The sequence below is a fragment of the Streptomyces sp. BI87 genome (genome assembly GCF_025957665.1).
GTDB classification, from domain to species: Bacteria; Actinomycetota; Actinomycetes; order Streptomycetales; family Streptomycetaceae; genus Streptomyces; species Streptomyces albidoflavus.
In genome coordinates this window covers 4632995-4652241 of sequence record NZ_CP110079.1, presented here as the reverse complement: position 1 = coordinate 4652241, position 19247 = coordinate 4632995, and the positions used below count along the sequence as shown (strand labels likewise).

General features: G+C 73.9%; 12 protein-coding genes and 2 pseudogenes. 5 read left to right on the top strand and 9 right to left on the bottom strand.

Features of this window, described 5'->3' with window-relative positions:
- The first annotated feature begins 25 nt into the window (after window positions 1-25).
- Entirely contained in the window at window positions 26-1882 is a 1857-nt protein-coding gene (locus tag OIM89_RS20815; protein WP_047465128.1) for a glycoside hydrolase family 3 protein, read from the top strand.
- An 87-nt stretch (window positions 1883-1969) separates the two neighbouring features.
- Here the strand turns inward: OIM89_RS20815 and OIM89_RS20810 are convergent, their stop codons facing one another.
- From OIM89_RS20810 to OIM89_RS20785, 6 genes are all read right to left on the bottom strand, one after another.
- Complete coding sequence (locus tag OIM89_RS20810; protein WP_195731005.1) at window positions 1970-3412, bottom strand: S28 family serine protease; 1443 nt, start codon at window positions 3410-3412, stop codon at window positions 1970-1972.
- 190 nt (window positions 3413-3602) lie between these two features.
- Entirely contained in the window at window positions 3603-7361 is a 3759-nt protein-coding gene (locus OIM89_RS20805; RefSeq protein WP_030697270.1) for an ABC transporter ATP-binding protein, read from the bottom strand.
- A gap of 196 nt (window positions 7362-7557) precedes the next feature.
- The gene (locus OIM89_RS20800) at window positions 7558-7947 is read right to left on the bottom strand and encodes a VOC family protein (protein WP_151169443.1); all 390 of its coding nucleotides are present in this window, start codon (window positions 7945-7947) and stop codon (window positions 7558-7560) included.
- A 96-nt stretch (window positions 7948-8043) separates the two neighbouring features.
- Window positions 8044-9741: a thiamine pyrophosphate-binding protein gene (locus OIM89_RS20795; protein WP_151170454.1), complete on the bottom strand. Its 1698-nt coding sequence runs from the start codon at window positions 9739-9741 to the stop codon at window positions 8044-8046.
- 306 nt (window positions 9742-10047) lie between these two features.
- On the bottom strand, window positions 10048-11019 hold the full coding sequence (speB, locus tag OIM89_RS20790; RefSeq protein ID WP_030697267.1) for an agmatinase: 972 nt from the start codon (window positions 11017-11019) through the stop codon (window positions 10048-10050).
- A 95-nt stretch (window positions 11020-11114) separates the two neighbouring features.
- The gene (locus OIM89_RS20785) at window positions 11115-12647 is read right to left on the bottom strand and encodes a sodium:solute symporter (protein WP_151169441.1); all 1533 of its coding nucleotides are present in this window, start codon (window positions 12645-12647) and stop codon (window positions 11115-11117) included.
- Between the two features lie 144 nt (window positions 12648-12791).
- Here OIM89_RS20785 and OIM89_RS20780 point away from each other — a divergent pair, with 144 nt between their 5' ends.
- From OIM89_RS20780 to OIM89_RS20770, 3 genes are all read left to right on the top strand, one after another.
- Window positions 12792-14357 carry a PucR family transcriptional regulator gene (locus tag OIM89_RS20780; protein WP_257204194.1) on the top strand — a complete coding sequence of 522 codons (1566 nt, stop codon included), beginning with the start codon at window positions 12792-12794 and terminating at the stop codon, window positions 14355-14357.
- 113 nt (window positions 14358-14470) lie between these two features.
- On the top strand, window positions 14471-15253 hold the full coding sequence (locus tag OIM89_RS20775; protein ID WP_030697264.1) for a phosphatase: 783 nt from the start codon (window positions 14471-14473) through the stop codon (window positions 15251-15253).
- 103 nt (window positions 15254-15356) lie between these two features.
- Window positions 15357-16328, top strand: coding sequence for a DUF5996 family protein (locus OIM89_RS20770; RefSeq protein WP_195731002.1), 972 nt, complete (start codon window positions 15357-15359; stop codon window positions 16326-16328).
- A gap of 4 nt (window positions 16329-16332) precedes the next feature.
- Here OIM89_RS20770 and OIM89_RS20765 read toward each other — a convergent pair.
- Window positions 16333-16638 (bottom strand): annotated as a pseudogene (locus OIM89_RS20765) (ATP-binding protein); the annotation flags it as partial.
- Window positions 16639-16709: 71 nt separating this feature from the next.
- On the opposite strand from OIM89_RS20765, the gene OIM89_RS29895 reads away from it, so the two are divergent.
- Window positions 16710-17318, top strand: a complete 609-nt coding sequence (locus OIM89_RS29895; RefSeq protein ID WP_308404922.1) for a Scr1 family TA system antitoxin-like transcriptional regulator — start codon at window positions 16710-16712, stop codon at window positions 17316-17318.
- Here OIM89_RS29895 and OIM89_RS20755 read toward each other — a convergent pair.
- Window positions 17230-18239 (bottom strand): annotated as a pseudogene (locus OIM89_RS20755) (cation diffusion facilitator family transporter). The gene OIM89_RS29895 and the pseudogene OIM89_RS20755 sit on opposite strands and share 89 nt — an antisense overlap.
- A gap of 94 nt (window positions 18240-18333) precedes the next feature.
- On the bottom strand, window positions 18334-19209 hold the full coding sequence (gene tesB / locus OIM89_RS20750; RefSeq protein ID WP_030697260.1) for an acyl-CoA thioesterase II: 876 nt from the start codon (window positions 19207-19209) through the stop codon (window positions 18334-18336).
- Window positions 19210-19247 lie beyond the last annotated feature (38 nt).

The window sequence follows — 19247 nt, the reverse complement described above, 5'->3', positions numbered from 1 at the left end:
GCCCCTCCCACCGGAAGGAGCGCACGTGCACCACCGATCCCCCGGCACCTCCCGCCGCGCCGTGCTCGCGGCGGGCGCGGGAGCCGCCGCCGCGGCCACCGTCAGCACCTCGGCCTCCGCCGCCGTCGGCCCCCAGGGCGAGGCGGGCGCCGTGCGGCCCGCCGCGCGCAGGCCCACCCGCGAACAGCTCCGGAAGCTGCTCTCCCGGATGAGCCTGGAGGAGAAGGTCGGCCAGCTCTTCGTGATGCGGGTCTACGGCCACACCGCGACCGACCCGGACCCGGCGGACGTCGACGCCAACCTCAAGGAGCTGGGTGTCCGCGACGCCGCCGAGCTGATCTCGACGTACCACGTCGGCGGCATCATCTACTTCACCTGGGCGCGCAACACCCGCGACCCGCACCAGATCGCCGAACTGTCCAACGGCATCCAGCGCGCCTCGCTGGGGCGGAGAAACGGTTTGCCGGTGCTGGTCTCCACCGACCAGGAGCACGGCATCGTCTGCCGGGTCGGCGCTCCGGCCACCCTGCTGCCGGGGGCGATGGCGCTGGGCGCGGGCGGCAGCCGCACCGACACGCGGCGGGCCGCGCACATCGCCGGGGCCGAGCTGGCCGCCCTCGGCATCCTCCAGAACTACGCGCCGGACGCCGACGTCAACGTCAACCCGGCCAACCCGGTGATCGGCGTCCGCTCCTTCAGCTCCGACCCCGAGGTGGTGGCCGACCTGGTGGCCGCGCAGGTGAAGGGGTACCAGGGGGCCGGGGTCGCCTCCTGCGCCAAGCACTTCCCGGGCCACGGCGACACCACCACCGACAGCCACGAGGCGCTGCCGACCATCCACCACACCCGCGAGGAGTGGGAGCGGCTGGACGCGCCGCCGTTCCGGGCGGCGATCGCGGCGGGCATCGACTCGATCATGACCGCCCACATCGTGGTGCCCTCCCTCGACCCGGCCGAGGACCCGGCGACGCTCTCCCGCCCGATCCTCACCGGCATCCTCCGCGAGGAGCTGGGGTACGACGGGGTGGTGGTCACCGACTCGCTCGGGATGGAGGGGGTGCGCACCAAGTACGGCGACGACCGGGTGCCGGTGCTGGCGCTGCTCGCCGGGGTCGACCAGCTGCTCAACCCGCCGAGCATCAAGGTGGCGTACGACGCGGTGCTGGCGGCGGTGCGCGAGGGCGAGCTGACCGAGGAGCGGATCGACACCTCGGTGCTGCGCATCCTCGAACTGAAGGCCAAGCGCGGCCTGTTCGAGGACCCGTACGTGACCCGGCGGGAGGTCGACCGGACGGTGGGCATCCGCCCGCACCTGGCTGAGGCCGACCGGATCGCCGAGCGCACCACGACGCTGCTGGCCCACGAGAACGGGCTGCTCCCGCTGAGCCGCCGCACCCACCGGGACCTCCTGGTCGTCGGCGCCGACCCGGCCTCCCCCTCGGGCACCACGGGGCCGCCCACCACCACGCTCACCGAGGAGCTGACCGGGCTCGGCTTCCGGGTGACCACGCTGTCGACCGGGACGGCGCCCGGCCAAGCGGTCATCGACGCGGCGGTGGCGGCGGCCGGGGGCAAGGACGCGGTGGTCGTCGGGACGTACAACGTGGCGGCGGGCAGCGCGCAGCAGAAGCTGGTGCGGGCGCTGGCGGCGACCGGGGTGCCGGTGGTGGCGCTGGCCATTCGCAACCCGTACGACGTGGCGCACCTGCCCGAGGCGGACGCGGTGCTCGCCACCTACTCCTGGACCGACGTGGAGCTGCGGGCGGCGGTGCGGGTGCTGGCCGGCCGGGCGCGGCCGCGCGGGAAGCTGCCGGTGCCGGTGCAGCGGGCCGACGACCCGTCGAAGGAGCTGCTGCCGGTCGGGTTCGGGCTGCGGTACTGACGGGCGGACGGAACGACGAAGCGCCGCCCGCACCCCGAGGTTCACGGGGTGCGGGCGGCGCCTTCCGGTACGGCGGACGGGGTCGGGTCAGAGCCTGCCGCCCCGGTACTTCTGGAGCAGCTTCTCGTCGAGGGAGTCGAGGGTCTTGTCGTAGGCGGCCAGCGGCGCGGCGGACTCGGGGTCGGCCTGGGCGGTGGCCGGGGCGACCCCGGCCCACTGCTGGATGCGGGCGGTGGCGCGGGCGCTCTCGTCGGGGACGAGCCCGGCGACGTTGGCGCCGTGGTTGGCGCCGGGCGCGGTCAGCACGTAGGAGTCGCGGGCACCGGACCCGAGGCGGAACGGCTCGGCGCTCCACGGGTCGTTCTCGCCGTAGACGAACATCATGCGCTGGGCGTGGTGGCGGACCCAGGTGTCGACGTCGCGCATGGCGTGCTTCTCGAACCGCATGGGGATGGAGCGCGGCACGAACTCGCGGGGTGCCTGGTAGCCGTAGCGGCTGAGGTCGGCGAGGTGTGGCTGGGCGATGCCGGGCGAGCCGAGCTGGGTGCCCGCCTGGTAGTAGTACGGCGTGTACGGGGCGAGGCCCTGGTCTGTGTAGAAGGACCAGCCGGAGATCTCGTCGACGTAGGCGAAGAGTTCGGCGTCACCGGCGGTGCGGGCCTCGGGGACGTTCGCGCAGTCGGCCTCGTCGGCGTACTGCCAGAAGCCCCAGGCCAGGTCCATGACGACGGCCTCGAAGGCCTTGTCGAGGCTGCCGACCGTGGTGAAGGTGGCGCCCGCCTTCTCGGCCAGCTCCCGGTACTGCTCGCTGAGGGGCTCGCGGCGCAGCAGGGCCTCGCGCTGGACGGCGTGCAGGGCGTCGCGGCACTCGGCGGTGCCGACCTGCTCCAGGAAGCGGTCGTAGGCGGAGTCCTCGCTGTCGACCACGTCGTTGGGGGCGACGTAGGCGACGACGGCGTCCATGTCGCGCGGGTAGAACCGCTCGTAGTAGGTGGCGGTCATGCCGCCCTTGGAGCCGCCGGTGGCCAGCCACTTCTTGCCGTAGACGGGCTTGAGGGCCTGGAAGAGGCGGTGCTGGTCGCTGGCGGCCTGCCAGATCGTCAGCTTCGACCAGTCGGCCGGTTCGGGGCGCGAGGGGGTGAAGTAACGGTACTCCAGGGAGATCTGGTTGCCGTCGATGATCCGGGTGGGCTCGCTGCGGCCGGGGGTGGTGGAGACGCCGTAGCCGGAGGTGTGGAAGACGGTGGGGCGCGAGGTGTCCTTGTGCAGCACGGTGAACCGCTGCTCGAAGGTGCCCCGCTTCGGGTGCCGGTGGTCGACCGGCTGGGTGTAGGTGAGGACGAAGTACCGGTACCCCTCGTACGGCTTCTCCTCGACCAGTTCGACGCCCTTGACGGCGAGCAGCCGCTGAAGGATGTCCCGGCCGCCGTCGCGTGCCGGGTCCTGGCCCGCCATCGCGGTACCGGCCTGGGCCGTGACGGCCCCCGCCAGGACCACGAGCGACAGCAACCAGCGCAACACCGTGCGCATGAGCCCTCCCCTGTTCCTCTCGTCACTCCGGGCGCGTCCCGGCCCGCCGGAACTTAGCGGAGTGACGCCCGGTCCACCAGACGGCCTGCTCCTGGGGGTGACGGGGTGCCGGCCGGGGGAAGGCGAACAGCGCGGCGCCCCCTGCCCCGGAAGGGGGCAGGGGGCGCGAGGTGCGGCGGCCCGACGGGGGTCAGGCGGCGGGGGCTCCGACGAAGGCGTCCCAGAGCTCGGCGTAGGCCCCGTTCTTGGCGAGGAGTTCGTCGTGGGTGCCGACCTCGGCGACCTTGCCGTGGTCCATGACGACGACGCGGTCGGCGCGGGCGGCGGTGGTCAGGCGGTGGGCGACGACCAGGGTGGTGCGGCGGCCGGCGACCCGCTCGGTGGCCCGGTTGACCAGGGCTTCCGTGGCGAGGTCGAGGGCGGCGGTCGCCTCGTCCAGGAGCAGGATGTCCGGGTCGACCAGCTCGGCGCGGGCCAGGGCGATCAGCTGGCGCTGGCCGGCCGAGAGGTTGCGGCCGCGTTCGGCGACGGTGTGCAGGTAGCCCCCGTCCAGCCGGGCGATCATGTCGTGCGCGCCGACCGCGCGGGCCGCCGCCTCCACCTCGGCGTCGCTCGCCTCGGGCCGCCCGTAGGCGATGGCGTCCCGGACGGTGCCCTCGAAGAGGTACGCCTCCTGCGGGACGACGCCGAGCCGGTGCCGGTAGGCCGTCAGGTCCAGGTCGCGCAGGTCGGTGCCGTCCACGGTGACCCGGCCGCTGGTCGGGTCGTAGAACCGGGCGACCAGCTTGACCAGCGTCGACTTGCCGGCGCCGGTCTCGCCGACGAAGGCGACCGTCTCGCCGGGCTCGATCCTCAGGTCGACGCCGGTCAGCGCCTCCTCGGCCTGGCCCCCGCCCTCGGCCGGACGGTAGGCGAAACCGGTGGACTCGAAAGCGATCTCGCCGCGCAGCGAGAGCACGTCGAGCGGTTCGGCGGCCCGCCCGGTGGACGGTTTCTCGCGGAGCAGCTGCTGGATGCGGCCGAGCGAGACGGTGGCCTGCTGGTAGCCGTCGAAGACCTGCGAGAGCTGCTGGACCGGGGCGAAGAACAGGTCGATGTAGAGCAGGTACGCCACCAGCGCGCCCGTGGTGAGCGTGCCGGCCTCGATCCGGCCGGCGCCGACGATGAGGACGGCGGCGGCCGCCACCGAGGCGAGCAGCTGCACGAAGGGGAAGTAGACCGAGATCAGCCACTGGCCCTTGAGCCGCGCCAGCCGGTAGCTGTCGCTGTGCTCGGTGAACCGCCGGGTGGTGGTGGGCTCGCGCCGGAACGCCTGCACGATCCGCAGCCCGGCGACGTTCTCCTGGAGATCGGCGTTGACCCCCGAGACCCGCTCGCGGGCCAGCTCGTACGCCTTGACGCTGCGCTTGCGGAAGAAGTACGTGCCGACGATCAGGACGGGCAGGGTCGCGAAGACGACCAGCGCCAGCTGGAGGTCGATGGCGAGGAGCACGCCCATGATGCCGAAGAAGGTGACGACCGAGACGAAGGCGGTGACCAGGCCGGTCTGGAGGAAGGTGGAGAGCGCGTCGACGTCGGTGGTCATCCGGGTCATGATCCGGCCGGTCAGCTCGCGCTCGTAGAAGTCCAGGCCGAGCCGCTGGAGCTGGGCGAAGATCTTCAGCCGCAGCGCGTACAGGACCCGCTCGCCGGTACGTCCGGTCTTGCGGATCTCGACGGTCTGCGCGGCCCACTGGGCGATCACGGCGAGCAGGGCGAGCCCGGCGGCGGTCCACACGGCGCCCAGCGCGAGCTGGTTGACGCCCTCGTCGATGCCGTGCCGGATCAGCACCGGAAGCAGCAGGCCGAGCCCGGCGTCGGCGGCGACGAAGAGGAAGGCGACGGCGAGCGGCTTGCCGAAGCCGCGCAGCAGCCGCCTCAGGCCGTACGACTCCTCCGGGGTGACGGCGCGGGCCTCGTCCACCCGGGGTTTCTCGTCGGCCGGCGGCAGCGCCTCGACCTGGGCGAGGAGTTCGGGGGTGGCGGGCATCCCGGCGAGGGCGGCGGCCGGGTCGCGGGCCTCCTTGTCGCGGACCCACAGGGCCGGGGTGATGCCGCGTTCGGCGTCGAACTCGGCTTCCAGCTCGTCCCGCAGCTCGTCGGTGAGCATCTCCTCCTCGGGCAGGACGGAGAGCGGGGGCTGCTGCGGGGTGTGGCCGGGCGAGGTGCCGCCGAGGGCTTCGGGGTCGGTGAGCAGGCGGCGGTAGAGCGGCGAGGTGCGCTCCAGCTCCGCGTGGGTGCCGACGGCGGCGACGCGGCCCTCGTCGAGGACGGCGATGCGGTCGGCGAGGTTCAGGGTGGAGCGGCGGTGGGCGATGAGCAGCGTGGTGCGGCCCGCCATGACCTCGGCGAGGGTCTCGTGGATCTCGTGCTCGACGCGGGCGTCGACGGCCGAGGTGGCGTCGTCCAGGACGAGCAGCCGGGGGTCGGTGAGCAGGGCGCGGGCCAGGGCCAGGCGCTGGCGCTGGCCGCCGGAGAGGGTCAGGCCGTGCTCGCCGACGGCCGTGTCGTAGCCGTCGGGCAGCTCGTCGATGAAGCGGTCGGCGCGGGCGGCCCGGGCGGCGGCGGTGATCTGCTCGTCGGTGGCGTCGGGGCGGCCGTAGGCGAGGTTGGCGCGGATGGTGTCGGAGAAGAGGAAGCTGTCCTCGGGGACCAGGCCGATGGCGGCGCGCAGCGAGTCGAGGGTCAGTTCGCGCACGTCGCGGCCGCCGACGAGGACGGCGCCCGCGCGCACGTCGTAGTAGCGGGGCAGGAGGGTGGAGACGGTGGACTTGCCGCTGCCGGAGGCGCCGACCAGGGCCAGGGTCTCGCCCTCGCGGATCTCCATGCTGAAGCCGTCGAGGACGGGCCGCCCGTCGCCGTACCCGAAGGTGACGGAGTCGAACTCGACGGTGGCGGGGGCGTCGGCGGGCAGCTCGCGGGTGCCGTCGGTGAGGGTGGGCTCGGTGTCGATCAGCTCCAGGACGCGTTCGGCGCCGGCCCGGGCCTGCTGGCCGACGGTGAGGACCATGGCGAGCATCCGCACCGGGCCGACCAGCTGCGCGAGGTAGGTGGAGAAGGCGACGAAGGTGCCGAGCGTGATCTGCCCGCGCACCGCCAGCCAGCCGCCGAGGGCGAGCATGGCGACCTGGCCGAGCATGGGGACGGCCTGGAGGGCGGGGGTGTAGCGGGCGTTGAGCTTGACGGTGCGCAGGCGGCCGGCGAAGAGGCGGCGGCTGACCTCGCGGACCTTGCCGGTCTCCTGGTCCTCCTGGCCGAACCCCTTGACGACGCGGACGCCGGAGACGGCCCCGTCGACCACCCCGGCGACGGCGGCCGCCTGCCCCTGGGCGTACCAGGTGGCGGGGTGGAGCCGGGTGCGGCTGCGGCGGGCGATCCACCACAGGGCGGGGGCGACGGCGACGACGACCAGGGTCAGCGGCAGCGAGAGCCAGGCCATGATCGCCAGGGACATGAGGAAGAGCAGGACGTTGCCGATGGTCATCGGCAGCATGAAGAGCAGGCCCTGGATGAGCTGGAGGTCGCTGGTGGCGCGGCCGACGACCTGGCCGGTCGAGAGTTCGTCCTGCCGTCTGCCGTCGAGCCTGGTGATGGTGGAGAACATGTCGGTCCGCAGCTCGTGCTGGACGTCCAGGGCGAGCCGCCCGCCGTAGTAGCGGCGGATGTACGTCAGCCCGTAGACGACCAGGGCGGCCACGACCAGCAGGCCGGTCCAGACGGCCAGCGAGCGGCTGCCGCCGATCACGTCGTCGATGACGATCTTGGTGATCAGCGGCACCAGGGCCATGACGCCCATCCCGGCGAGCGAGGCGCCGAGCGAGAGGATCACGTCCTTGGGGTGCCGCCAGGCGTACGCGGTGAGCCGCTTGGCCCAGCCCCGGTTCTCGATCGCCGCCTCCGGCCCGGCCACCGGGGTACGCCCCGGTTCCCCCTGCTCCTGCCGGTCCTGCCGCGCGCCCGCCACCCCGTGGTCCTTCCGTCGTCCGGTCTCCTGCCACTACCGCCAGCGCCAACGTCCGGAGCGGGGGATTTCATCCCGCCGCAACAAACCGGGTGGGGCGCACGGGTGTGCGAAGGGAGCCAGGAGGGCGCGCGGGCGGCGGCCCTCAGCGGTGGCCGAGGACGTTGACGACGCGGCCGTCCGGGTCGCGGACGAAGAAGCGGCGGACGCCCCACTCCTCGTCGCGGACGGGAAAGAGCAGGTCGGCGCCGGCCGCCCGCAGCTCCTCGTACGCGGCGTCCACGTCGTCGACCTCGATGCTCAGGTCGGGGACGACCGGGCCGGTCAGGTCCTCGGTCATCAGGCTGAGCTGGGCCGGGGCGGTGCCGCTGTCGGTACTGGTACCTGTACCGGTGCCAGTGCCAGTGCCAGTGCCGGTCAGGGTGGTGATCCAGCCCATGTCCATCGCGGGGGTGAGGCCGAGGCGGGCGTAGAACGCGCCGCACGCCTCGGGGTCCTCGGTCCGCAGGTTGGGGACGACCCGCCGTACGTGCATGATCGGCTCCTCACGCCGTGGCCGCGCGGCGGGCCGGGCGGCTCCCGGCCGGAGTGCCCCGCGACGGGAGCACTCCAGCACGGAAGGGCGCGTACGTCACGCCTCGCCGCTCTCCTCATGGGTCGCGGCGAACATCCGCAGGTGGACCGGGAGGACGACCACGGACGGGCCGGGGGCGGCCAGCGCCTTGGCGAGGTCCGTGGCCAGGTGGTCCACCGAGGTGGTGGTGGCCGGGATGTGGAAGGCGGCGGCGAGGGCCGCGTAGTCCGGGCGGCTCAGCTCGGTGGCGGTGGTGGTGCCGAAGGCGTCGTGCATGTACTCGCGGAGGATGCCGTAGCCGCCGTCGTCCACGATGAGCCAGGTGACGTTCAGGTCGTGCTGGCGGGCGGTGGCCAGCTCCGCGATCGAGTACAGGGCGCCGCCGTCGCCGGAGACGGCGAGGACCGGGCGGGTCGGGTCGGCCACGGCGGCGCCGAGCGCGGCCGGGTAGGCGTAGCCGAGGCCGCCCGCGCCCTGGGCGGAGTGGAAGGCGCCCTGGCGGGGGTCGAAGGCTGACCAGGCCCAGTAGGCGAGGATGGTCATGTCCCAGAAGCTGGGCGAGGTGTCGGGCAGCGCCTCGCGAACGGCGGCCAGGACACGCTGCTCGGTGTCGAGGCCCTGGCCGTCGATCCGGTCGCGGATCGCGGCGAGGGTGGCGGCGACGCGGTCCGGGGCGCCGGTGTCCGTGCGCTCCGGGACGGTCTCCAGCAGGGCGGTGAGCGCGAGGCGGGCGTCGGCGTGGATGCCGAGGGCCGGGTAGTTGGCCTCCAGCTTGCCGAGGTCGGCGTCGATCTGGATGATCCGGCCGCGCGGGGTGAACGTCCCGTAGTGCGAGGACAGCTCGCCGAGGCCCGAGCCGACGACGAGGACCACGTCGGCCTCCTCCAGGAAGGCTGTGGTGTGCCGGTCCTCCATCCACGACCGGAGCGAGAGCGGGTGGTCCCAGGCGAAGGCCCCCTTGCCGCCGAAGGTGGTGACCACCGGGGCCTGGAGCCGCTCGGCCAGCGCGGTCAGCTTGCCGGCCGCGTCGGCGCGGACCACGCCGCCACCCGCGATGATCACCGGCCGCTCGGCACGGCCGAGCCAGTCGGCGGCCACCGCCGTCAGCTCGGGCCGCGGCGCCGGCTCCTCCGGGAACGCGTCCGGGGCCGTGACCTGCGGCAAGGTCGTCTCCGCGCTGAGGATGTCGGCGGGGATCTCCACCCACACCGGGCCGTGCGGCGCGGTCAGGGCGCTCTGCCACGCCTCGGCGATCGCGGTCGGGATCTGTGAGGCGGTACGCACCGTGTGCACGGACTTCACCACGTCCCGGAACGACGCCTGCTGGTCCCGCAGCTCGTGCAGGTACCCGTGGCGCCCGCCGCCGAGCCCCGCCACCGGGATCTGGCTGGAGATCGCCAGCACCGGCGCGCTGGCGGCGGCCGCCTCCTGGAGCGCGGCCAGCGAGGTGAGGGCCCCCGGGCCGGTGGAGAGCAGCAGCGGGGCCGCCTCGCCGCTCACCCGGCCGTACGCGTCGGCGGCGAACCCGGCGTTGTTCTCGACCCGCAGGCCCACGTACGCCATCGGGGCGCGGCGCAGCGCGTCGAACATGCCCAGCGCGTGCTGGCCCGGCAGGCCGAACACGGTGGTGGCGCCCAGCCCGTGCAGGGTCTCCATGACCAGGTCACCGCCGGTGCGGCCGGGCGGAGGGGACAGGGCTGCCGCCGTCTGGGCGGGGGTCGGGATCAGCTCGGGGCCGTGGTGGTCGTGGGTCATGGTGCGGGTGGCCTCGTGTCGGGTCGGTGGGGTTTTGGCCATGGTGTCACTTGGCTTGTCGTGGGGGTGGGGTGCCTTGGTGGGGGTTGGCCCGGCCTGCGGCCTGGGGACTGGGCGGCCTCAAGCGCCGGCCGGGCTGAGACTGGCTGAGCGCTCAGCCACACGACAGCCTGGCCGGCGCTTGAGGCCACTGAGCCTGGCCGGCGCTTGAGGCCAAAACAGCCCGGCCGGCGTCTGAGGCCGCCCCAGGCCGGAGGCCGGGCAGAGCTCAGGCCGGGCAAGGGCCCCGCCCCCGAGCCCCGGCCGTCAGGCCGAGATCTGGCGCGCCATGATCGTGGTGAGCTCGTACGCCGTGTGGCTGGCGGCCACCGCCGTGATCTCGGCGTGGTCGTAGGCGGGCGCGACCTCGACCAGGTCGGCCGAGACGAGCCGGCACGAGGCGAGCCCCCGGATGATCTCCAGCAGCTCCCGCGAGGTGAGCCCCCCGGCCTCCGGCGTCCCGGTCCCGGGCGCATGCGCGGGGTCGAGGACGTCGATGTCCACGGAGATGTAGAGCGGCCGGTCCCCGATCCGCTGCCGCAGCTGGTCGGTGATCTCGTCGACCCCGCGCCGCATCACGTCGGCGCTGGTCACGATCCCGAAGCCGAGCTTCTCGTCGTCGTCGAGGTCCTGCTTGCCGTAGAGCGGGCCGCGCGTGCCGACGTGGGAGAGGGCGGAGGTGTCGAGGATGCCCTCCTCGACGGCCCGCCGGAACGGCGTCCCGTGTGTGTACTCGGCCCCGAAGTAGGTGTCCCAGGTGTCGAGGTGGGCGTCGAAGTGGAGCAGGGCCACGGGCCCGTGCACCTTGGCGACCGAGCGGAGCAGCGGCAGGGCGATGGTGTGGTCGCCGCCCAGCGTCATGAGGCGGGCGCCGGTGGCCAGCAGGTCGTCGGCGGCGGCCTCGACGGTCTCGACGGCCTCCTCGATGTGGAAGGGGTTGGCCGCGATGTCACCGGCGTCGGCGACCTGGGCGAGGGCGAACGGGGAGGCGTCCTGCGCCGGGTTATAGGGCCGCAGCAGCCGGGACGCCTCGCGGATGGCGTTGCCGCCGAAGCGGGCGCCGGGCCGGTAGGAGACACCGGTGTCGAAGGGGACGCCGACCACGGCGATGTCGGCGGAGCCGACCTCGTCCAGCCGCGGCAGCCGCGCGAAGGTGGCGGGCCCGGCGAAGCGCGGGACGCGCGAGGAGTCGACGGGGCCGCGCGGCTCGGGACGGGACGTGGAGGCGGATGCGGTCATGGGTGCGGGTGTCCTTCCGTGGGCCCCGGTCGGGGGCGGGTGCGGGTGCGGGTGCGGGTCGCCCGGGTACGGGCGGTCGGCGCGGCGGCGCGGGGTCAGCGTCCGTCGCCGGTTCCAGGATGCGCCCCGGCGTGCGCGGCGGGGACAGCGTCGGCTCCCTCGGCCGCCGGGGCGTACGCGCTCTCGGGCGCGCCCCGCCCGGCAAGACGTTCGCGCCAGGTGGCGAGGACGGCCGGGTCGGTGGGCGGAGTGAGGAGGGAGACGACCACGTACGCGGCGAGGGAGGCGAGCAGGCCGTAGTAGATGGGCTGGTCGGCGAGGATGCCGTAGTGCCACATCAGGGCGGAGACGGTGAGGCCGCCGACGGCGACGGAGGTGAGCGCGCCCTGCACGGTGCCGCGCTTCCACAGCAGGCCGCCGAGGATCGGGATGAGCAGCCCGCCGACGAGGAGGTTGTAGGCGACGGTGAGCGCCTGGACCACGTCGTTGAGGGCGATGGCGATGACGACCACGGCGGCGCCCATGATCAGGATGAAGAGGCGGTTGCCGCGCACCTCGTCGTGGGCGCCCGCGTCGGGCGCGGGCTGCCCGCCCCGGGCGGCGGCGCGCAGCCGGGACCAGATGTCGTTGTTGGCGACGGTGGCGCAGGCGATGAGGGCGCCGGAGGAGGTCGACATCACGGCGGCGAGCGCGGCGGCCAGCACCAGGCCCCGGACGCCGACGGGCAGTTCGTGGGTGACGATGGTGGCGAAGGCGTCGTCGGCGCTGGCGAGGTTGGGGTAGATGACCTTGGCGGCGGTGCCGATGACGGCGCCGGCTACCGCGTAGACCAGGCAGTACGTACCGGCGACGGTGCCGCCCCAGCGGGCCGTGCGGTCGTCGCGGGCGGTGAAGACCCGCTGCCAGATGTCCTGCCCGATGAGCATGCCGAAGGTGTAGATCAGCACGTACGTGAAGATCGTCTCGCCGCCGATGCCGAGCGGCTCGAAGTAGGTGGTGGGCAGCTCGTCCCGGAGCGCCCCGAAGCCGCCGGCCTTGACGACGGCGATGGGCAGCAGCAGGAGCAGCACCCCGATCGTCTTGACGACGAACTGCACCATGTCGGTGAGGGTGATCGACCACATCCCGCCGAGCGTCGAGTACGCGACGACGATGCCGCCGCCCAGCACGATGGCGAGGGTGCGGGGCACGTCGAGGAGGACGTCGAAGATGGTGGCGTAGGCGATGGTCGAGGTGACGGCGAGCATCAGCGTGTACGCCCACATCACCAGCCCCGTGATGAGCCCGGCCCGGCCGCCGTACCGCAGGTCGAGCATCTCGGAGACGGTGTACACCTTCAGCCGGGAGATGCGCGCGGAGAAGAAGAGGGAGAGGGCGAGCAGGCCGAAGCCGATGGTGAGGACCATCCAGGCGCCGGAGAGGCCGTGCTTGTAGCCCAGGCCGACGCCGCCGATGGTGGAGGCGCCGCCGAGGACGATGGCGGCCATGGTGCCGGAGTAGAGGAACGGGCCGAGGCGCCGCCCGGCGACCAGGAAGTCGCTCTTGGAGCGGGCCCGGCGCATCCCCCACCAGCCCATGGCGAGCATGCCGGCCAGGTAGAGAAAGATGACCGCGTAGTCGACTGCCACGGGGGGCTCCGTTCGTCCGGATGCGGAGGAGGGGGAGGAAGGGAAGAGGGGGCGGGCGTGGCTCGACCCTAGGTGGCCCCCGGGCCCGGCTGAAGTGTAGGTTTCATCCCTCTTCGGCCCTCTCGCTGGATGGATCGTCCACCCATGAGCACCACCCCTCCGCCCGGCTCCTCGGCCGCCTCCCCGGCCGGTCCCGCGTCCGCCGTCCTCCCGCCGACCCCGCCGGTCCGCCTCTCCGCACTGCTCGGCCGCGCCGATCTCGGCCTCGGGCTGCGACAGGTGGGCGGGCCGCCGGTGGACGAGGGGGACGGGGAGCGGCTGGTGCAGTGGGTGCACACCTCGGAGATGGAGGACCCGTACCCGTACCTGCTCGGCGGCGAGCTGCTGCTCAGCGCGGGGCTGCACCTGCCGGAGGCGGCGGGGGCGGGCGCCTACCTCGACGCGTACGTGGGCCGGATCGTGGCGGCGGGCGGTGCGGCGCTCGGCTTCGGGGTGGCGCCGGTGCACGAGGCGGTGCCGCGCGGCCTGGTCGCCGCCTGTGACCGCTGGGGGCTGCCGCTGATCGAGGTGCCGTCGGCGACCCCGTTCAGCGCGGTGGCGCGCGCGGTGTGGCGGCTGATGGCCGAGTCCCGGCACGCGGGGCTGCGCCGCGCCGCCGAGGCCCAGCGCGGCCTGGCCACGGCGGCCGCCGGACCCGATCCGGTCCGCGCCGTGCTGACCCGCCTCGCCGCGCTCCTCGACGGGTACGCGGTGCTGCTCGGCCCCACCGGCGAGATCCTCGTCCCCGGCGGCCGGGGCGCCCCGCCGGAGCCGGCCCGTGCCCTGCTCGGCGGCCTCGCCACCAAGATCCGCCCGGGCCCTGCCACCCGTCCCGCCCCTGCCTCGGCCACGGAGACGGCGGGCCGCGACCGCATCGCGGTGTACGCGCTGACCGGCACCGGCGGCCACGCCCTGGGCACGGTCTGCCCGGCGGGCACCGAGGGCGAACAGGCCCTCGCCCAGATCGCCGTCGTCCTCCTCTCCCTCCTCACCGCCGACCAGCCCGGCGCCTCCTGGGCGGGCCGCACCTCGGCGCTGGTGGCGCTCCTGCTCGGCGACGCGCCCGCCACGGTCGCCGCCTCCCTCTCCACCGGCCCGTGGACGGTGGTCCGCGCCCGCCGCTCCCCGCACGGCGGCCCGGTCGACGCCCTGGCCGCCTCCGGACTCGGCACGGCCCTGGGCTCCCCCCTGGTCGGCACGGGACCCGACGCCGACACGGTCCGCGTCCTGCTCCCCGCCGGCACCGAGCCCACCCCGCAACGCGGCTGGACCCTGGGCGCCGCCACCGCCGCCGGAGACCCGCCGGACCTCCCCGCCGCCGACGCCCGCGCGGCCCGCGCCCTGGCCCGCGCCCGCGCCACCCACCGCCCCCTGGTCCGCGACCGGGCGGACGCCGCCCAGGGCCTTGCCGCACTGGTCGACCCGGCCGACGCCGAGGCGTACGCCCGCGAACTGTTGGCCCCGCTCGACGGCGCCCCGGAACTCGCCGAAACCCTCCGCGTCTGGCTCTCCCTCCACGGCAGCTGGGACCGGACCGCCACCGCCCTGACCGTCCACCGCAACACCGTCCGCGGCCGCATCGCCCGCTGCGCCCGCCTCCTCGCCACCGACCTGGACGACGCGGACGTCCGGATGGAGCTGTGGTTCGCGCTGGGGCGGGGTGGGGAGTGAGGGGTGCCGGTGTACGGCGTCCTCGATGCGGAATTCGCCCGACCGGCACGAAAGGCGCAGCCAACCCTCACGAGCCGCCCCAGGCGGCGGGGTCGCCGGGCACAATGGTCTCCATGTCGATACCCAGTCGCGCCACCCTCGTCGAGCATCTCGTCCGCGCCCGGATCGCCGGTGCCGTCGCCACGCCCCGCGACAACAACCTCGACCACTACCGCAGGCTCGCCAACGGTGACCGCCACTACTGGCTGGGACTGGAGCTGGGCGACCGCTGGGCCGACGAGCAGGACGTGCTGGCCGTGATGGCCGAGCGGTGCGGCGTCAGCGACGACCCGGAGCACCGGCACGGCCAGGACACCATCGACCCGGAGCTGACCGTCGACGGCCTGGAGCGCATGGCGGCCCGGCTCCGCAAGGCGGCCGAGAGCAAGGAGCGGGTCCTGTTCGCCACCGGCCACCCCGGCGGCCTCCTCGACGTCCACCGCGCGACCGCCGCCGCCCTGCGCGCCGCCGGCTGCGACATCGTCGTCATCCCCGGCGGGCTGCGGACCTCCGAGGGCATGGTCTTCCAGTTCGCCGACGTGGCGATGCTGGAGCGCGGCGCCACCCTCTGGCACACCCACTCCCCCGAGCCGATGACCGTCATCCTCGACGGCCTGGAGCGCGAGGGCAGCCCGCTGCCCGACCTGGTCGTCGCCGACCACGGCTGGGCGGGCTGCGCGGCCCAGCGCGGCCTCGACTCGCTCGGCTACGCCGACTGCAACGACCCGGCCCTCTTCATCGGCGAGGCCGAGGGCACCATGCAGGTCACCGTCCCCCTGGACGACCACGTCCTCGACCCGCGCTTCTACGACCCGATGACGGCGTACCTGCTGAACGCGGCGGGACTGACGCCGTAGGGCCTTCCCCAGGACGTGCCGAGGTCCGCGGACGCTGCGAAACTGGGACGAAACGCCCCATAGTCCCGTTTCCGTCCCGCATCTGCGCGGGGAGGCCCCTCCCATGAGCCAACGCGGCACCGCACGGCCCGACCTCGACTACGAGCACCTGGCACCCACCGCCGACTACGTGAACCGGGTGGTGCAGGTCGGCGGCAAGTACACCCTGGACGAGCCCTTCGAGGCCGGCTGGGGCAACGTCGTCCTCGACGTCACCCCGCGCGGCCTGGCCACCCGGACCTTCCGCCGCCCCGACCTCTCCTTCCAGGTCCACTACGGGCTGCTCGACGGCGACGTACGGATCGAGTCCGACCGGGGCACGCGCGCCCTCGCCCTGCGCCACGACTCGGTCGCCTCCTTCTACACCGCGTTCTGCGACGCCGCCCGCGACCTGGGCGTCGACCCGCCCGACTCCCCGCTGATCTGCGAGATCCCCGGCTCCCCCTCCACCTTCGAGGAGGACCGCGCCCCCCGCACCTGGGACCCCGACGCGGCCCGCCTGATGTGCACCGCCTGGAACCTCGCCACCGCCGGCCTGGAGGCGTGGCAGGCCCCGTACCTCGGCCACCGCCCCCGCGTCGGCGTGATGTGGGGCGGCTTCGACCTCTCCGCCACCCGCTGGCGCCCCCAGCGCACCACCCCCACCCCCGGCCGCCCCGCCTTCCAGCAGAACGCCGAACTCCACGCCTACGTCTCCGTCGGCTTCTCCTTCGGCACCCCCGACGCCCCGCACCCCGGCATGTACGCCTACATCTGGCCCCAGCCCGACGGCCTCGACTCCCGCGACTGGACCGTCCCCGGCGCCACCTGGCACCCCGACGCGGGCCTGATCCAACTCCCCTGGCCCGCCCTCCTCCAGACCCCGGACCCGGTCCAGTCCATCGTCGACTTCGGCGACGCGGTCTACGCAGCCGCCGTCGACCTCTCCGGCTGGCCCGCCGACTGGGTCTGCCCGCGCGTGGACGGCTGGTACATGAGCCGGACACCGGCGGAGCAGGTGCAGCAACTGGAACGGGAACGCCACGAGGGCGGCTGACCCCTCACCAACAGGGCTTCACGGCCACCTCGGCCCACACCGCCTTGCCGAACGGAATGTCGCTCACGCCCCACCTCTCCGGACACAGGGCGTCGAGGAGCAACAGCCCACGGCCACGCTCCCGTTCATCCGACGGACACCTGCGCCTGGGATGACGACGCACCGGGTCGTGCACCTCCACGCGCGTACGGTCTCCATCCGCGTCCAGCACCATCCGGAGAGAGTCTCCGGGCTCGGTGCCGTAGCGGATGGCATCGGTGACCAGTTCACAGGTGACGAGCGCGACGGTTTCGACATGCTCCTCACTAGCGATCCCCAGCCCGCCCGCTCAGCCCGGCTGTTCGTACGTCAGTACTCGGCGTACCACCTTGCGGGGGCGATATGCCTGAAGAGCCTCGGAGGGGGCGTTCGCGCTGTCGAAACTCTCCCGGCTGGAGAACGCCAGGAACGCGGCCAAGCCTGCCGACATCGACAGACTTCTCGACCTCTACGCCAAGCTCGGCCGCGATGTGGACGACGAGTTGCGGGCCGCCCTCCTCGACCTCACCAAGGCCGGTTCTCAGCGCGGCTGGTGGCACTCGTACCGAGGCGTCGTCGGTCTGCATGTGGCAGATGGGGACCATTCCGGGACTGCTCCAGACCGGTGACTACGCGCGCGAGTTCATTCGCACCACAGCGATGTCGGACGGCGTCCAGGCGAAGGTCGACGCCTTGGTCGAGGTGCGCCTCGCCCGCCAGGCCGTCCTCCCCAGGGAGCGTCCGGTGGATCTCTGGGCGACCCTCGCTGAGGCGGCTCTCCGCGTACGCGTCAAGGACCAGGGCGTCATGCGCGAGCAGCTCTCGCACCACCCCACGGCCCGCCCCTCACCGGAGGGGCGGGCCGTGTCGCGCCGGGCCGGCCTCACCCCTCCCCCTCGTCCCCCCAAGGATCAAGCCCCTCCCGCCGCCGCTGCCCCGCCCCCGGCGTCGGGTCCAGGTACACCCGCCTGATCTGCGGGAACTCTCGCGGAGTCGGCGCTCGGCGCGTTCGCAGGCCCACTCGATCTCGGCTGCCGTGGCCGTGTCGCGGAAGTCGATCTTGGCGGCGGCGAGGGCCTCGTCGGGGCCCTGCATGAGGGTGGTCAGTTCCAGGACGGAGTGGACCTGGTCGACGGCGAGGAGTTCGGCGTGGATGGCCTCGCGGACGGGGGCGGGGAGGGGGCGGCCGAGGAGGAGTTCGACGTTGGAGCGGCCCAGGACCCAGGCGACGTAGACGAGGAGGAGGCCGATGAGGAGGGAGGCGACGCCGTCGAAGACCGGGGAGCGGGTGAGGTGGGCGCCGGTGAGGCCGCCGGCCGCGAGGACCAGGCCGACCAGGGCGGCGGAGTCCTCCATGACGACGGCCTTGACGGTGGTGTCGGGGGTGTGGCGGAGGTAGTGGCGCAGCGGGGTGCGGGCCCGGCGGGCCTCGCCGCGCATCTGGCGGATGCCGGTGCGCAGGCTGAACCCCTCCAGGAGGAAGGCGATGCCGAGGACGGCGTACGACAGGGTGGGGTTGCCCAGTTCCTCGCCGACGGCCAGGGTGTGGACGCCGTCGTAGACGGCGAAGACGGCGCCGCCGACGAAGGTGGCGACCGAGGCGAGCAGAGCCCAGACGTAGCGGGCGGCGGCGTAGCCGAGGGGGTGGGCCTCGTCGGCGGGGTGGGCGCTGCGGCGCAGGGCGGTGAGCAGGAGCAGTTCGGTGACGGTGTCGGCGACCGAGTGGGCCGCCTCGGAGAGCATGGCGCTGGAGCCGCTGATGATGCCCGCGACGGCCTTGGCGACGGCGATGCCGAGGTTGGCTCCGGCGGCGACGAGGACGGTGAAGGTCGACTCGCCCCGGTCGGCGCCCGGGCCGCCGCCGGGGGTTCCGGTGCCGGGGCCGGTGGGCATGGAGTCGCCGTGGTCGTCCGGTTCCGCTGAGGCTGCACCCATGGGCGGGGATTATGCCCGGTGGGGGCGGGTGCGCCCGGTATGCCTCGCGGGGTCAGCGCGGGACGCGCATGACGCCTTCCTGGATGACCGTCACGGCGAGCTTGCCGTCCCGCGTGTAGATGCGGCCCTGGCCCAGTCCCCGGCCGCCGGAGGCCGACGGGGAGTGCTGGTCGTAGAGGAGCCAGTCGTCGGCGCGGAGCGGGCGGTGGAACCACATGGCGTGGTCGAGGCTGGCGCCGGTGATGTCGCCGGTGGTCCAGCCGCCCCGGCCGTGGGCGAGCAGGACCGAGTCGAGCAACGTCATGTCCGAGACGTAGGTTGTCAGGCAGACGTGGGTGAGCGGGTCGACGTCGCCGAGCTTGCCGTTGGTGCGGAACCAGACCTGGGAGCGGGGTTCGCGCGGGGTGCCGCGGGTGGCGTACGGGGGCTCGTGGACGTAGCGCAGGTCGACGGCGGCGCGGGCCTCCAGGAGGCGGCCGGCGACGCCCTCGTCGGTGAAGGCGGCGGCGTAGCGCGGGACCATCTCCTCGCCGGTGGCGAGGGTCTCCGGGTCCGGCGCGGGCGGCATCGGCTCCTGGTGGTCCAGGCCCTCCTCCCAGGTCTGGAAGGAGGCGGAGAGGTGGAAGATCGGCTGGCCGTGCTGGACGGCGACGACCCGCCGGGTGGTGAAGGAGCGGCCGTCGCGGATGCGGTCGACGGTGTAGACGATCGGCGCGCCCGGGTCCCCGGGGCGCAGGAAGTACGCGTGCAGGGAGTGGGTGTGCCGGTCGTCCGGGACGGTCCGCCCGGCCGCCACCAGCGCCTGGGCGGCGACCTGGCCGCCGAAGACGCGGGGGATGACGGCCGAGCGGGACTGCCCGCGGAAGATGTCCTGCTCGATCTGTTCCAGGTCGAGCAGGACCAGCAGTCCGGCCAGTGCGTCGTTCACGTGAGGGTGGCTCCGCTTCCGGTCAGGGCTGGACGGAC

What these genes read in the sequence shown, in the direction of transcription:
- OIM89_RS20810 (WP_195731005.1), bottom strand. Translation starts at nt 3,412, where the DNA reads ATGCGCACGGTGTTGCGCTGGTTGCTGTCGCTCGTGGTCCTGGCGGGG.
- OIM89_RS20780 (WP_257204194.1), top strand. Translation starts at nt 12,792, where the DNA reads ATGAGCACCACCCCTCCGCCCGGCTCCTCGGCCGCCTCCCCGGCCGGT.
- OIM89_RS29895 (WP_308404922.1), top strand. Translation starts at nt 16,710, where the DNA reads ATGCCTGAAGAGCCTCGGAGGGGGCGTTCGCGCTGTCGAAACTCTCCC.
- OIM89_RS20800 (WP_151169443.1), bottom strand. Translation starts at nt 7,947, where the DNA reads ATGCACGTACGGCGGGTCGTCCCCAACCTGCGGACCGAGGACCCCGAG.
- OIM89_RS20795 (WP_151170454.1), bottom strand. Translation starts at nt 9,741, where the DNA reads ATGACCCACGACCACCACGGCCCCGAGCTGATCCCGACCCCCGCCCAG.
- OIM89_RS20775 (WP_030697264.1), top strand. Translation starts at nt 14,471, where the DNA reads ATGTCGATACCCAGTCGCGCCACCCTCGTCGAGCATCTCGTCCGCGCC.
- speB (WP_030697267.1), bottom strand. Translation starts at nt 11,019, where the DNA reads ATGACCGCATCCGCCTCCACGTCCCGTCCCGAGCCGCGCGGCCCCGTC.
- OIM89_RS20770 (WP_195731002.1), top strand. Translation starts at nt 15,357, where the DNA reads ATGAGCCAACGCGGCACCGCACGGCCCGACCTCGACTACGAGCACCTG.